The organism is Fictibacillus sp. S7, from assembly GCF_004127935.1.
Lineage (GTDB): Bacteria > Bacillota > Bacilli > Bacillales > Fictibacillaceae > Fictibacillus_C > Fictibacillus_C enclensis.
In genome coordinates this window covers 1-15,484 of the sequence record NZ_QJKL01000001.1, presented here as the reverse complement: position 1 = coordinate 15,484, position 15,484 = coordinate 1, and the positions used below count along the sequence as shown (strand labels likewise).

The 15,484-nt window shown below is 44.2% G+C and carries 13 protein-coding genes; 1 reads left to right on the top strand and 12 read right to left on the bottom strand.

From position 1 onward, the window contains the following. Positions 1 to 243: 243 nt before the first annotated feature. The 12 genes from DMO16_RS00065 to DMO16_RS00010 all read right to left on the bottom strand — a co-directional run bounded on the left by DMO16_RS00065 (position 244) and on the right by DMO16_RS00010 (position 13,875). Positions 244 to 1,281: a glyceraldehyde-3-phosphate dehydrogenase gene (locus tag DMO16_RS00065; protein WP_129474651.1), complete on the bottom strand. Its 1,038-nt coding sequence runs from the start codon at positions 1,279 to 1,281 to the stop codon at positions 244 to 246. Between the two features lie 133 nt (positions 1,282 to 1,414). Further along, positions 1,415 to 2,005: a dephospho-CoA kinase gene (gene coaE, locus DMO16_RS00060; RefSeq protein WP_129474649.1), complete on the bottom strand. Its 591-nt coding sequence runs from the start codon at positions 2,003 to 2,005 to the stop codon at positions 1,415 to 1,417. A 17-nt stretch (positions 2,006 to 2,022) separates the two neighbouring features. Next, positions 2,023 to 2,655, bottom strand: coding sequence for a sporulation membrane protein YtaF (gene ytaF / locus DMO16_RS00055; RefSeq protein WP_061972522.1), 633 nt, complete (start codon positions 2,653 to 2,655; stop codon positions 2,023 to 2,025). Positions 2,656 to 2,714: 59 nt separating this feature from the next. Further along, positions 2,715 to 3,536 carry a DNA-formamidopyrimidine glycosylase gene (gene mutM / locus DMO16_RS00050; RefSeq protein ID WP_129474647.1) on the bottom strand — a complete coding sequence of 274 codons (822 nt, stop codon included), beginning with the start codon at positions 3,534 to 3,536 and terminating at the stop codon, positions 2,715 to 2,717. Between the two features lie 60 nt (positions 3,537 to 3,596). After that, entirely contained in the window at positions 3,597 to 6,236 is a 2,640-nt protein-coding gene (polA, locus tag DMO16_RS00045; RefSeq protein WP_129474646.1) for a DNA polymerase I, read from the bottom strand. A 216-nt stretch (positions 6,237 to 6,452) separates the two neighbouring features. Continuing rightward, a complete protein-coding gene (gene pnpS, locus DMO16_RS00040; protein WP_129474645.1) occupies positions 6,453 to 8,192 on the bottom strand; it encodes a two-component system histidine kinase PnpS in 1,740 nt (579 codons plus the stop codon). After that, positions 8,192 to 8,902: a response regulator transcription factor gene (locus DMO16_RS00035; RefSeq protein WP_061972518.1), complete on the bottom strand. Its 711-nt coding sequence runs from the start codon at positions 8,900 to 8,902 to the stop codon at positions 8,192 to 8,194. Before DMO16_RS00035 ends, pnpS begins: the two co-directional genes overlap by 1 nt. A 240-nt stretch (positions 8,903 to 9,142) precedes the next feature. Continuing rightward, positions 9,143 to 9,619, bottom strand: a complete 477-nt coding sequence (locus tag DMO16_RS00030) for a MaoC/PaaZ C-terminal domain-containing protein (RefSeq protein ID WP_061972517.1) — start codon at positions 9,617 to 9,619, stop codon at positions 9,143 to 9,145. Between the two features lie 87 nt (positions 9,620 to 9,706). Beyond that, positions 9,707 to 10,648 carry a malate dehydrogenase gene (gene mdh / locus DMO16_RS00025; RefSeq protein ID WP_061972516.1) on the bottom strand — a complete coding sequence of 314 codons (942 nt, stop codon included), beginning with the start codon at positions 10,646 to 10,648 and terminating at the stop codon, positions 9,707 to 9,709. 86 nt (positions 10,649 to 10,734) lie between these two features. Then, positions 10,735 to 12,006 (bottom strand): NADP-dependent isocitrate dehydrogenase, encoded by a 1,272-nt coding sequence (gene icd, locus DMO16_RS00020; protein ID WP_061972515.1) that lies wholly within the window; start codon positions 12,004 to 12,006, stop codon positions 10,735 to 10,737. A 105-nt stretch (positions 12,007 to 12,111) separates the two neighbouring features. Further along, positions 12,112 to 13,227, bottom strand: coding sequence for a citrate synthase (citZ, locus tag DMO16_RS00015; protein ID WP_061972514.1), 1,116 nt, complete (start codon positions 13,225 to 13,227; stop codon positions 12,112 to 12,114). A 189-nt stretch (positions 13,228 to 13,416) separates the two neighbouring features. Next, positions 13,417 to 13,875, bottom strand: coding sequence for a DUF441 domain-containing protein (locus tag DMO16_RS00010; RefSeq protein ID WP_129474644.1), 459 nt, complete (start codon positions 13,873 to 13,875; stop codon positions 13,417 to 13,419). Positions 13,876 to 13,923: 48 nt separating this feature from the next. Here DMO16_RS00010 and ytvI point away from each other — a divergent pair, with 48 nt between their 5' ends. Next, positions 13,924 to 15,036: a sporulation integral membrane protein YtvI gene (gene ytvI, locus DMO16_RS00005; RefSeq protein ID WP_061973028.1), complete on the top strand. Its 1,113-nt coding sequence runs from the start codon at positions 13,924 to 13,926 to the stop codon at positions 15,034 to 15,036. Positions 15,037 to 15,484: the final 448 nt, after the last annotated feature.

Here is a 15,484-nt window from a genome sequence, read left to right as displayed (position 1 = left end):
GGAAAGTTAGTCCTAAGAGGTCCTAACCCTTTAAGTAGAATCCAACGCCTTGGTTTGCTTTATTTGAAGTTCACGAATCATAGTATACTTGTTTTATATTTCATTTGCAATAACCTGATTCAATTTTTCCTCTGAATATTTTATATGAAAAGTATTCGCATACCTTAGACAAATTAAGTACCAGACCACACAAAAAAGAACAGCACCAAATGTGTCGGTGCTGTCAAAGAGACTCCCCTGTGATCAGGAAGGTATCTTGATGTTTTCTTCTTGTTTAAGTCCTGCGGCAACCAAGCCCGCAAGATCGACGACACGGCAGGAATACCCCCATTCGTTATCATACCATGCCAGTACTTTTACTTTTCTATTCTCAATGACCATCGTGGACAATCCGTCAATTATCGATGAATTTTCGTTTCCATTGTAATCTACGGAAACAAGCGGTTCATCACTATAGCCCAGAATCCCCTTCATGGATCCGTTCGCAGCCGACTTCAGTACCTCATTGATCCTCTCTTCTGTTACCTCTGTTTTTAGATCAGCCACGAAATCCACCAGTGACACATTTGGCGTAGGCACTCGAAGCGCCATCCCATTAAGCTTGCCTGAAAGATGAGGAAGCACCTTGGCAATCGCTTTGGCAGCCCCTGTCGAAGTCGGGATAATTGATTGTCCGCACGCCCGCGCACGGCGAAGATCTTTATGCGGGTTGTCAATATTCTTTTGGTCATTTGTATAAGCATGTACCGTTGTCATCATACCTGATTCAATGCCAAAATGGTCATCCAGTACTTTTACTACTGGGGCCAGGCAATTGGTTGTACAAGATGCGTTAGAAATAATATGGTGTTTATCCGGATTGTAATCGCTCTCATTCACTCCCATAACGATGGTTACATCCTCATCTTTTCCGGGAGCGGTAATAATCACTTTTTTAGCGCCGGCCTGCAAATGATAGCCTGCAGTTTCCTGACATTTAAATTTTCCAGTTGCTTCGATCACAAGATCAATCCCAAGTCCTTTCCAAGGCAGTTCCCTTGGATCACGGGAATTGAGCAGCAGAACCTTTTGCCCATTCACCATTAAGTATCCCTCATGGGCAGTGACTTCACCTTTATAAGCTCCATGGATGGAGTCATACTTTATCATATGTGCCAGCGTTTCTGGAGGATAACTGGCATTGATTGCCACCACTTCAAATTCATTGTTTTCCTCCATCATTTTTCGAAAAACCATTCTTCCGATTCGCCCGAGTCCATTAATCGCTACTTTTGCTTTCATGGTATGCTCCCTCCAAATATGTGTTATACTTTTATCTCTCTTTTGCTATGATTAGTATAGCATAATTGATCAAAAAAAGAACACTATTTTATAAAAACGGGCGAAAAAATAACCCTCTGCCTATAACAGAGGGTTAAATGATGTTCCATTCGTGAAGCTGGATCTCCACTTTCTCTTTTAATTCTTCCAATGAACCATTGTTCATGATTACTGCATCGGCAAGCTGCACTTTATCCTTTAGCGGCATTTGCGCCGCGATTCTGCTCTTTGCCTCTGCTTCTGTATAGCCGTCTCGTTCCATCAGCCGGCTTAATTGGGTTTCCTCATCCACAAAGACAAGAAGGGTCCGGTCTACCATATGCGTTAATTCGCTTTCAAATAACAGAGGAATATCCATAACGACACATGGGCTCTCCTTTAAATGAGCTGCCGCCTCATTTTTCATTTCCAGCCGAACAGCTGGATGAACAATCCTGTTAAGCATCAGTCGCTTTTCTTCATTAGTAAAAACAATACTTCCCAGCTTTTTTCTGTCGATGTTTTGGGCTTCATCCAGAATATGTTTTCCAAAGTACTCCACGATTTTTTCATAGGCAGGATGGCCCTTCTCCACAACCTGACGCGCAATAACATCTGCATCAACAACTGGCAGTCCATAGCTTCGCAAAAAATTGGAAACTGTGCTTTTTCCACTCGCAATTCCGCCGGTCAGGCCAATAATCATTTGTTAACATCCCTTCACTACAATTTCATCAAACCAATAATAATCAACAGAATTCCCGGAAGAAACGTCAGTTTTTTCATCCAGGTAACTTTGGAGACCGCAAAACCCAGTTTTATGCCGGCAAGCACAAAAATGGAACTCATTGCTGCCACCGTGAAAGCCGTTGTAATCGGCGGCATATCAATCATGGCCGCCCCAATCCCTGCACCAAACGCATCCAGCGAAAGGGCAACACCGAGAAGCACCGCCTCCCAGCCATTAATGGATCCCGATTTATCCAAATCCGCAATGGTCGGCTTTTTTAAGATCTGTATCATAATTCCGAGCGATTTTATTTCTAATTTTACAATAGTCTTCTCTTCGGGTACAGTTTCAGCCTTTTTGTCAGGCTTGGCAACTTGAAACAAGAAATATGAACCAAGACCCAGCAATATAAGCCCCCCGGCCATTTGACCGGCTTGCGGAGACAAGAAACGTTCGAGGAAATGGCCGAACCCCATGGCCATGAAAAAAGTAATGGCGGAACAAGAGGAAATAATCAGTACCGATTTGATAGGTATTTTGATTTCCTTCATTCCGTAGGTCAACCCCGTACCAAAGCTGTCAAGGCTGACAGCAAACGCCAGCAAGAGCATCGAAAAGGATACCATGACTCTAAAAGCTCCTTTCATACCACGTATTGCAGTATATGAAAGGAGCCTGGCAAGTGTTATTTCTGGCACTTTGAGCAAAAATGGGTGCCCCGCCCGGCTACGACGGACCGGTCGATTTCGGATCCGCACGTTTTGCATGGCTCTCCTTTCTTTCCGTAAACAAACAGTTCAAGCTGAAAGTTTCCGGTTTTCCCCTCTGAATTGGTATAGGAGCGGATGGTGCTGCCGCCTTTTTCAACAGAGTTTTTCAGGATGGATACCATATGTTCGTGAAGCTTCTGCAATCGCGGAAGCGACACTTCATTCGCTTTCCTTTCTGGATGAATTCCGGATGCAAACAAGATTTCATCCACGTAAATATTGCCAAGTCCCGTGATCAGTGATTGGTCCAAAAGCACAGCTTTAATGCTCCTGCTGGTCTTGGAAAACATCTTTTTCATAACAGAAGGAGTCAATTCCGCAGAAAAAGGCTCATATCCGAGCTTTGATAGCGGCTGCTCCTGCTCTTCTTTTCCGATGGGATAAAGATGCATGGTGCCAAATTTCCTTACGTCCCGATACCGCAATTGTGTTCCATCTGTAAATGAGAAAAGCACATGGGTATGTTTGTCCGAGGGATCCTCCAGCTGATTCAGCCCGTATTTTCCTTCCATCCGCAAATGGGACACCAGCACATCATGATCCAGGAAAATTTTCAGAAATTTACCCCGGCGTTCCACATTCTGAATCGTCTGTCCCTTAAGCCGGAGTTTAAACTCATCCAGCTCCGGATGCTTGATAATGTTGCTCCATAGCACACTGACTTCTTTAATGGTTTTTCCCCCAACCAGCCGGTTCAGTGTATTCTTTACATTTTCTACCTCAGGTAGCTCTGGCATTTGTTTCACCTCTAATCAAACGGAAAACAGCCCGGCCGCTGTTTTCCGTTTTTCTTTCTGTCATTTTGCGTCGTACCATGTATCTCCGTAATTCAAGTCCACTTTTAATGGAACGTCAAGGCCAAGGGCCGATTCCATGACTTGAGGAACCAATTTTAAAAGTTTTTCAATTTCGTGTTCAGGTGCTTCAAAGATCAATTCATCATGCACCTGAAGCAGCATCAAGGCTTCAAGCTTTTCTTCTTTTAACACGCGTTCCATTTCTACCATGGCTTTCTTGATAATATCAGCTGCAGTCCCCTGAATCGGGGTATTCATTGCGGTGCGTTCAGCGAAGCTTCTGAGATTAAAGTTTCGGCTCGTAATTTCCGGAAGATACCGGCGACGGTTCATCAGCGTGGACACATATCCATCCTGTTTAGCCTGTCGGACTATGGATTCCATATATTCCTTGACACCCGGAAACGTCTTTAAATACTGCTCGATAAATTCTCCCGCTTCTTTTCTTGTGATATTCAAGCTTTGAGACAATCCGTAGTCACTGATTCCGTATACAATCCCGAAGTTTACGGCTTTCGCGTGCCTTCTCATTTCCGAAGTAACATCCTCCATATCAACATGGAACACGTCCATCGCTGTTTTCGTATGAACATCCATTTCCTTCTTAAAGGCTTCCATCAGATTTTCATCCTGAGAAATGTGGGCTAGTACACGGAGCTCAATCTGAGAATAATCGGCAGACAGGATTTTCCACCCTGAAGTAGCTGGAACAAAGGCTTGTCTGATCTTCCTTCCTGCTTCAAGCCGGATCGGAATATTCTGCAGATTGGGCTCTGTTGAGCTTAAGCGTCCGGTTTGAGTAAGAGCCTGATTAAAACGAGTATGAATCTTGTCGGTCTGTTGATCTACCACTTTCAGGAGACCTTCGATATAGGTTGAGCTCAGCTTGCCCAACTGCCGGTAAACAAGAATTTTCCGGATGATTTCATGCTTGCCTTCCAGCTTCTCCAACACATCCACCGAGGTGCTGTAGCCGGTCTTTGTTTTTTTGATGGGAGGAAGATTGAGCTTTTCAAACAAGATTTCACCAAGCTGTTTGGGTGAATTAATATTAAAGGCGATCCCGGCAAGTTCATGGATGTCCGCTTCGAGTGCATTCAACTGCTCCGTCAGCTCCTGTCCCATGGACTGCAGTCTGCCTACATCTACCTTAACGCCAGTCGTTTCCATTTCACCAAGCACCAGCGATAGTGGTAGTTCCAGATCCGAAAACAGCTCATATTGTTCATTCTTTTTCAGTTCATTCGTCAGCTTTTCCTGAAGCACATAAATGCTGTTGGCTTTACGTACCATATGCTCGGAAAGAACGTTTTCTTCTGGTACCTTTCGCCTGGCTCCCTTTCCATAAACCGCCTCTTCACTATCGGTATCATGGATGCCATAGCGCTTGGCAATCACTGCCACATCATCCCCCGAATCCGAGGGGTTCAGCAAATATGAGGCGATCATCAGGTCAAACGTCACTCCCTGAAGTGAAATATTATTCCAGTCCAGTGCGACGTACGCTCTTTTCGCATCGAATACAAACTTTTCTTTGCTTGTATCCTCCGCCCATTGCTTGAATTCGGGAGAAGACAGGGCAAGGTCTGCTGGAATGTAATACCTTCCGTTTTCATTAACGATCGCCAGGCCGTTTACCGGCGCCCGGTGATAGGTTTCCGGTGTGGTTTCTACGATCAAGGCTGCAGGAGAAGATAAAATTTCACCATTTAACGCTTCCGCTTTTTCAAAATTGATCTCCTCTTTTTCTTCTTCACTCACCATTGCTTGCTCGCTGTCCCCTCCAATCCGTTCAAGCAGGGAGTTAAATCCGAGGTCCTTGAACAGCGGGAGGAGCCGTTCTGCCTCATACCCCTGGTATACGGCATCCTTCAAAGAAACCTCAATAGGAGCTTCGTGCGTAATGGTTGCCAATTCCTTGCTCATCAATGCCTGATCTCTGTTGTCACTCAACTTTTCTTTAAGCTTTGCTCCAGACACCTGATCAATGGAATCCAGTGTTTGTTCCAGAGAACCGAATTGTTTAATCAGTTTGATGGCTGTTTTCTCCCCGACTCCGGGAACTCCCGGAATATTATCGGAAGGATCGCCCATCAGGCCTTTCATATCGATGATCTGATGTGGTGTTAAGCCATATTTCTCTTCCACCTGCTTGAGATCGTAGGCTTCAACTTCAGATATGCCTTTTCTTGTGAGTGTAACCTTCACATTCTCCGTTACGAGCTGAAGTAAATCCTTATCTCCTGTATAGACATTCACATCCCAATCACCTTCTGCGGCCTGTTTGGAAAGGGTGCCAATGATATCATCCGCTTCATAGCTTTCAAGCTCGTACCGCTTGATTCCAAAACCGTCCAGAAGCTGCCGAATCAGCGGGAATTGTTCTGAAAGCTCGGAAGGCGTCTTTTGACGGCCTCCTTTATAGTCTTCAAATGTTTTATGCCTGAACGTCGTCTTGCCTGCATCAAAAGCTACAAGAACATGACTTGGTTTTTCGTCTTCCAATATGCGAAGAAGCATAGTCGTGAATCCATAAACGGCATTCGTGTAAACACCTTTGTCGTTATTGAGCAGAGGAAGTGCAAAGAACGCCCGGTAGGCGATACTGTTTCCGTCAATCAATACTAGTTTATTTGCCAAAATGATACCCCCTGATCAGTTTTTCTGACTATATTGTACCATCGGTTTCCCCGAAAACAAAATAACGGCCGCCTTGCTCTGCCTGCTGGTGAGCAAAAACAAAAAAAGAGAGAACCCGGAATCGGATTCTCTTAAAGGGGGTACTGAAAAAGGATACTTTCATATTACATGGAGACTGTTAAGCTGAAACAAACCCAGTGTTAATAGTTTGTAAATTCACTCAACAAATTCTTTTCTAAAAACAAGTGTGAATGTCGAACCTTCACCTGGTTTGCTTTTAACATGAATTCTTCCATGATGGGCCTCAATCAAATGCTTTACGATGGCAAGGCCAAGCCCTGTGCCTCCGGAATTACGGCTTCTTGCTTTGTCCACCCGGTAGAAACGCTCAAAAATACGGGAGATTTCTTCCTTCTGAATGCCAATTCCGGTATCCGACACACTGAACGTTACCTTCTCACTGCTCTCCTTAAGCCTGATGGTGACCCGGCCGCCTTTAGGCGTGTAATTCAGACTGTTGTTGATAAGATTGATAAATACTTGCTTTAAACGCGGAGCATCGCCTTCAATGGCGGTGTCCCCTTCGACCGAGTACTTCAGTGTGATCTCTTTCTCCTTAGCCTTCGTTTCAAGCATGACGATCACTTCTTCAACAATGGCAGACAGATTGACTTTCTGCAGGTTTAACGAAAACCCTTGTTCCACTTTGGAAAGATCCAACAGGTCCTGAATCAGATGCTGCAGCCGGTCACTCTCCTTCCATATGATCGTTAAAAACTTTTTGCGGATTTCCGGGTTTCCGTCCGCCCCATCCAGCAATGTTTCAGCAAAGCCTTTTAACGAAGTAACAGGCGTTTTCAATTCATGAGAAACGTTGGCAACAAAATCTTTTCTCATTTGTTCGAGCTTTTTCAATTCGGTAATATCATGGAAAACCAGGACCATACCCCGCAGTTTTCCAAGACTGTTTAAAACGGGTGCGCTGTATACATCAAAGTTTTTTCTTTCAATATGAATCGGCAGAACCACCTGCTTGCGGATATTGGTTTCCATAATAAAGGTGTCTTCCACAATTTCCTTGATTTCCTTGTAAGGAAAAACCTCATGAAACAAATGCCCGCTCCAGGAATCGGTATATTCTCTAAAAATCTCTTTAAATGCTTTATTGACGATATTGATGTATCCATCGGAATCAATCAGGATCAGACCGCTGCCCATGTTTTCAATCAGAGTTTTCAAACGGTCCTGCTGTGACTCGTACGATTTTGTCATTTTTTCCAGGTTTCTTGCCAGTACATTTAATGAAAAGTTCAGTTCTCCTACATCACCTTTATACTCATAGGTTCTGGCTTTAAAATTCCCCCGGGCCAATTCTTTCGCCGTGCTGGTCGCTTCTTCCACCGGTTTCACAATGCGGTCCAGCACCCGGATTGAGATAAATAGAACGATCACAAGGCTGAGCAAAAAGCCAAGTGAAAGGCTGAGCCATACGGTTCGTTCTGTTTGGTTGGCCACTTGTTCCGGGATAATCAGCTGTACATAGCCACGGAGATTACCGGAGGAGTCTTCTTTTACAGGGAGAGTGTACAAAAGGCGGTCCATATATTTGGCGGAAACCAGTACATCTTTTTTATAACCGTCCAAGCCCTGTAATGGCTGCCGGGGAACCGGCTGTTCTTCTCTGTCGGTTTGGGCAAGCACCTTGCCTTCAGGGGAAAGATAGACAAGTTTACCATGTAAATCCTTTTCTGCCATATTCAGCTGCTTTTTAAGCAATTCCTGATCATTGCCTCTGACAGCAACCGCCACCAGCTCAAGATCATGCTGATAGGATTGCACCCGCTTCTCCTTGATGGTGTAATGTACCAGCCCTCCCACAATTAAAGCAAGCAAAATAAAAACAAGCATAATGCCAACCAGGAAAAAAGAAAGTACCCGGTTTTTAAAATCCGGCATTACTGAGGAACCTCTAATTTATAGCCCATTCCCCGTATGGTTTTAATATAGATGGGCTTGCGTGTATTTTCTTCGATTTTTTCCCGGAGGTGGCTGATATGAACATCAACTATTCGTGTATCACCGACAAAATCATAATTCCAAACAGCTGACAGAAGCTGCTCACGGGTTAATACTCTGTTTTTATTTTTTGACAGATAAACGAGAAGTTCAAATTCTTTTGGTGTTAATTCCAGTGCCGTTCCTTTATAAAAGGCCTCATAATTTTCCGGGTATACCTCAACCTCGCCGATCGTCAGTTTTTCTGCTTCTTCCTCAGGAGCAGTTTCTTCCACGGCCATCTGCTTTGTCCGTCTTAAGATCGCCTTAACACGGGCCACCACTTCTCTCGGACTAAATGGCTTTGTCATATAGTCGTCAGCCCCAAGCTCCAGCCCCAGGACTTTATCAAACTCATCATCTTTTGCAGTCAGCATGAGAATGGGAATAAAAATCTGCTTTTGCCGCAGGTTTTTGCAAACCTCAAGGCCATCCATCTCAGGAAGCATAAGATCGAGAACCATTAAATCCGGTTTTTCCATCTCTGCCAATTCCAGGCCCTTGCGTCCGTCCATAGCAGTGATCACTTCAAAACCAGCTTGTTCTAAATTAAATTGCAATAATGTTGAGATCGATAATTCGTCCTCGACTACCATAATCTTCTGGCTCATCTTTTCCCACCCTTTTATAGTTACGTTTCACTTGATTCATTACAATCATACTATTTTTTTCTTCAATGCACAAAAGGGTCAGAATAAAGATTTCGTAAAGTTTGTAAAATTTTTATTGAGAGTGGTGCTCATTCTTGACGGGTATTTCCAAATGAAAAAAGACCAGCTCTGCAGCCGGTCTTAGAAATCCCCCTAAAAATTTTCTTAGAAATTTCCTCAGAAATTTCCCTAGAAATTTCCTCAGAAATTTTCCAAGGTATGGGAAGTAATCGATTTTGGAGCATAGGGAGGACAAACTTCAAGTTCTCCTTCAAGCACCTTTTCGTTCTTTTCATTTTTGCCCTCCACCGACATGGTAATAGAATGGGCTGCCTCGTTGATGCCGGTCACCTGGAAAAGAAAATGTACTTTTCCATAATGGTGAACGGGTTTAATGAAGGTAAGGGATTGTTTTTTAATACTGCTTCCTGGTCCCGGCAAATATTTTGATATGGCCGAGGTTACCATTCCCGTCAGCATGATTTGTGGAACAATTGGCTTTTTGAAAGGCGTCATCGATGCATAGTCATGCTGGATGAATAAAGGATTATTATCGTTGGTAAGTCCAAGATATAACAGGAGATCTTTATCTTCTATCGCTTCAGACAACTCAAGCTTCTCACCTGTTTTGATTTCTTCTAATTTTCTGCCCAGTTTTCGTTTTTTTCCAAGCAGCATATAGAACACCCCTTCCCCGAATCAAAAAGTAAACGCTTACATTTTTGATGCTAGAAAAAGATTCGGGAAGTCCCGAATCTTCTATCATTATGCAAGCACGTTCATGACTGCTTTTACAGACTCAGCCGAACGGTCAAGAGCGGCTTTTTCATCTGCTGTAAGTTCCAGCTCAATGATTTCTTCCAGTCCGTTTCCTCCAATAATGGTCGGTACTCCAAGACAGATTCCTTGATAGCCGTACTCACCTTCAAGGTAAGCGATTGATGGAAGAACACGCCTTTGGTCTTTAAGAACAGCTTCCACCATTTCAACCATAGATGCCGCTGGTGCATAATAGGCACTGCCATTTCCAAGCAAATTAACAATTTCTCCTCCGCCTTTGCGTGTACGTTCCACGATGGCATCCAGACGCTCCTGAGGAATCAGTTTTTCAAGCGGAATACCGCCTGCGTAAGAGTATCGAACGAGCGGAACCATGTCATCTCCATGTCCGCCAAGGACAAACCCGGTAATGTCTTTTACAGACAAGTTAAGCTCTTGTGAGATAAAGGTACGGAAGCGGGCGCTGTCAAGGATACCAGACTGCCCGATCACACGGCTTTTCGGGAAACCGGATTCCTTCAATACGGTATAGGTCATGGCATCCACCGGATTGGTTAAAACAATGATAACGGCATTAGGTGAATGCTTCACAATCTCTTGTGTAACACTTTTCATGACGTTTGCATTCGTGTTGACAAGATCATCTCTGCTCATGCCGGGCTTGCGTGCAATACCGGCTGTGATGACCACCACATCGGAATCTTTTGTATCTTCATAGTTGGAAGTACCGATAATGTTGGCATCAAACCCCTGTACCGGACTTGCTTCAAGCATATCCAGCGCTTTGCCTTTCGTAGGGTTTTCAGCTTGTGGGATGTCAACAAGAACCACATCGCCAAGTTCTTTTTGTGCTGCGATAAATGCAGTAGTTGCTCCTGTAAATCCTCCACCGATGACCGAAATCTTTTTGCGCGAATTCACTGCCATTCTATTATCCCTCCAAGGTATTCAGGTTTCTGTCCTGCAGTTCGTTAAATTTTACAAAAGGCCCCGGAAGTCGGGGCCTTTTGTTATTATTTCATCTTGCTGATCAATGCGTCAGCAAACTCGGAACATTTTACTTCTGTAGCACCGTCCATCAGACGAGCGAAGTCATAAGTTACCACTTTTTCTGCAATGGATTTTTCCATAGCATTCGTGATAAGTTTAGCTGCTTCATGCCATCCAAGGTGTTCAAGCATGAGCACACCAGAAAGGATAACAGAAGATGGGTTAACTTTATCCAAACCAGCATATTTAGGAGCTGTACCATGAGTTGCTTCGAAGATCGCATGTCCAGTTTCATAGTTGATGTTCGCTCCAGGAGCGATTCCGATTCCGCCTACTTGTGCAGCCAGTGCATCGGAAATGTAGTCACCGTTCAGGTTCATTGTTGCTACAACATCGAATTCTGCCGGACGAGTAAGGATTTGCTGAAGGAAGATATCAGCGATTGAGTCTTTAACGATAATCTTTCCTGCAGCTTCTGCATCAGCCTGTGCTTTGTTCGCTGCCTCTTTTCCTTGCTCTTCTACAATGCGGTCGTATTGAGCCCAAGTGAATACTTTATCGCCAAACTCTTGTTCAGCAAGCTCGTAACCCCAGTTTTTGAAAGCACCTTCTGTAAATTTCATGATGTTTCCTTTGTGAACGAGCGTTAAGCTCTTGCGGCCTTCAGTGATTGCATATTGAAGAGCAGCACGCACAAGACGCTTTGTACCTTCTGAAGAAACTGGTTTGATTCCGATTCCAGAAGTTTCTGGGAAACGAATTTTGTTAACTCCCATTTCGTTTTGAAGGAAAGAGATTACTTTCTTCACTTCATCAGAACCACTTGCATACTCGATACCAGCGTAAATATCTTCAGTGTTCTCACGGAAGATAACCATATCTGTGTCTTCTGGCCGTTTAACCGGTGAAGGAACACCTTTGAAATAACGAACCGGACGAAGACATGTAAACAAGTCAAGCTCTTGGCGAAGTGCTACGTTCAATGAACGGATTCCGCCGCCAACCGGTGTAGTTAAAGGTCCTTTAATAGCGATTATGTAATCGCGGATCACATCAAGTGTTTCAGCTGGAAGCCATTCCCCAGTTTCGTTGAATGCTTTTTCTCCGGCAAGAACTTCTTTCCAGACAATTTTCTTCTCACCGTTATATGCTTTATCTACTGCTGCTTCCAATACACGAGATGCAGCCGCCCAAATGTCAGGGCCTGTCCCGTCTCCCTCAATAAAAGGAATAATTGCATGGTTTGGTACATTTAATACCCCGTTATCTACTGTAATACGCTCTCCGTTTGACATGTTGCTTGTCCTCCTATCTGTAATCTATCCAAAAACTCTTACTTTTCTATCCTACTAAAATACCGTTCAAATGAGAAGAGGAAGCCCTCTTCTCACCATCTTTTTTTAACGCTCGGCAAGCGGTGTGTATTTCTGCATGGAAGGCCCGGTGTAATCTGCACGCGGACGGATCAGGCGGTTATTCTCATATTGCTCAAGAATGTGAGCAATCCAACCGGATACACGGCTTACTGCAAAAATCGGTGTGAAGATATCATGCGGAATTCCAAGGCTGTGATATACACTTGCTGAATAGAAGTCAACATTTGGAAGAAGGCCTTTTTCTTCTTTCAACAATCCTTCAAGCTTCACAGACATGTTATACCATTTTTCTTCGCCTGTTGTTGTCGTTAACTGCTTGCTCATCTCACGAAGATGCTTGGCGCGCGGGTCACCACTCTTATATACACGGTGTCCGAAGCCCATGATCTTCTGTTTGTTGTCAATTGCGTTTCTTAAATAGCTTTCAACGTTTTCTTCTTCTTTAATTTCGCTGAGCATTTTCATAACCTGCTCGTTGGCACCGCCGTGCAATGGTCCCTTAAGGGCGCTGATTGCAGCAGTAACACCAGAATAAATATCAGAAAGCGTGGCAACCGCTACACGTGCTGTAAACGTGGATGCATTCAGTTCATGGTCTGCATGAAGAACAAGCGCTTTATTAAACGCTTCCACTGCCACTTCATCCGGCTCATTGCCAGTCAGCATGTACAGGAAGTTTGCGGCGAAGCCTAGATCCTTGCGCGGAGCAACAGGGTCTTTGCCTTCCCTTATTCTTGCAAACGCTGTAACCACAGTTGAAATCTGCGCTTGAAGTTTTACCGCTTTTTTGTAGTTTCCTTTTGTTGACATATCTTCCGCTTCGTCGTCATACATGCCTAGCATAGAGACAGCTGTACGCAGAATCGCCATCGGATGTACCCCTTTTAGCGGAAGCGATTTCAATTGGTTGATTAAATTTTCAGATACAGTCGCTTGTTCTGCAAGCTCTGCTTTAAACTGTTCAAGTTCTCTTTCGTTAGGAAGTTTGCCATTCCATAATAAATACACTACTTCCTCAAATGTTGCATGGTCTGCGAGATCATCGATGCTGTACCCTCTGTATGTCAGTACATCATCAATGATTGAGCTGACAGATGAGGTGGTAGCTACTACACCTTCTAATCCTCTTGTTGCTGTCATGGTTATCTCTCCCTTTCTAGAATCTCTTTCTCCTTTAATAGAAAAGCACAATACCAAAAAACTCTTATAAGTAAGAGCTTACATTTCTGGCCTATTAAGAAATGTAGACTATTTAAAGGAATTGGTACATATAAGTCAATTATAAACAATAAATAGTACTTTGTGAATGCTTAAGCCCTTTTTCCTTCTTTATGCAGTGAAATATTCGACAATCTTCATGGCGAAATAAGCAATTCCTGCTCCGATAAGCGGACCTACGGCAACGCCGTTCAGGAATGCTACAGCGAGGATAGTGCCGAAAACAAGAGCTGCTGTGATATGCGGATCCTCCTGGAGAAGGATGATTCCTTTAGAAGCAATAAGTGCGACAAATATTCCCGAAAGTAAGGCAATCCAGGCGAAGGAAGACTTCATTGCCTCCTGAAGCTGCCTGAATCCGATATCGCCGGTTGCAATAGGAACAAGAACAGCAATGGTTATGATCGTGACTCCCCAGTTTATTCCCTTTTGTTGAATCAGCGGGAAAACCTTGTCTCCAATCCCGGTGAATTTCAGGACAAGCAATACCGCCAGCGCTACAATCAGCGACTGGTTCTTCGCGATTACTCCTATGATGAGCAAAATAACCAAAAATATAGTGGACTGCATAATATACCTTCTTTCGTAGTAAGCAATGGACAGGAAGTGGTGGAAATGGTGAACAATGATTATCTGCACCGTATATTTCGTTTCTTTCTCATAGTATGTTTATTTGCCCTCGTCTTAGTAGGCTGTTTTTTTCTCTCCAAAGTAACCTATCCTTTTATCCTGGGGGGAATCATCGCCATGGTGATTAATCCGTTTGTTAACTTTTTGGAGGAAAAGGGGAAAATGCCGAGGGCGCTGGCTGTCTTTGCGGCGTTGCTGCTCCTGATTGGAGCGGCAGCCGGCATCATCCTGCTGCTCGTCCGTGAAATTTTCACCGGGTTGGCTTACCTGGCCCATGTTCTTCCCGATTACAGCAAGGAACTTGTGCAGTATATGGAGATCTGCTTCAAAACAAAAATTTTGCCCTTTTATAATGATATTAACGCCATGTTCAACAACCTTGAAGACGACCATCAGCAAACGATCATGAAGAATATTGACGCCATCGGTACCCACATTACCACAACGGTTTCCAAGCTCGCACAAGAAGCCGTGAATATCGTCTCCGCCCTGGTCGTCAGCCTTCCCACGTTTGTGACCGTTTTTGTTTTTTCCATACTGGCTGCCTTTTTTATATGCAAGGACTGGTACCGCTTTTCCCGGTATTTGCGAAAAATCTCTTCGGACAAGTGGATGGCGAGCACACGGACCGTCTATCTGGAGCTCAGAAAGGCGTTGTTCGGTTTTGCAAAGGCCCAGTTTACACTGATTTCAATGACAGCCTGTATTGTTCTAATCGGTCTGCTTTTGCTGCGGATTGAATACGCCATTACCATTTCACTTTTGATTGGTGCCGTTGACCTTCTTCCCTACCTCGGAACGGGAGCGGTTTTTATGCCTTGGATTGCGTATACCTTCGTATCAGGCGACTATCCTTTGACTGTGGGGCTTTCCATCCTGTATGGGGTTGTGATCATTCAGCGCCAGCTGGCAGAACCCAAAATTCTGTCCTCCACGATCGGACTCGATCCTCTCGCTACCCTGATTGCCCTCTTTGCCGGATACCAGTGGTTTGGCTTTCTTGGGCTGTTAATTGGACCTGCCTTTCTCGTCATCATCCGCGCCCTCCATCAAGCCCAGTTTTTCCACGAAATCTATGCGTTTATCAAAGGGAAAAGCTGACATGCCCGATTAGAGACGAAAAGCATTGGAGGACTTTTCCATAAAACGCTTTTTGTTTTCTGGAAAAGGCTGAAATGATCGAGTCTCTGGGCGTGGAAGCTGGATCAGGAAAAGCTGACATGCCCGATTAGAGACGAAAAGCATTGGAGGACTTTTCCTTAAAACGCTTTTTGTTTTCTGGCAAAGGCTGAAATGATCGAGTCTCTGGGCGTGGAAGCTGGATCAGGAAAAGCTGACATGCCCGATTAGAGACGAAAAGCATTGGAGGACTTTTCCATAAAACGCTTTTTGTTTTCTGGAAAAGGCTGAAATGATCGAGTCTCTGGGCGTGGAAGCTGGATCAGGAAAAGCTGACATGCCCGATTAGAGACGAAAAGCATTGGAGGACTTTTCCATAAAACGCTTTTTGTTTTCTGGAAAAGGCTGAAATGATCGAGTCTCTGGGCGT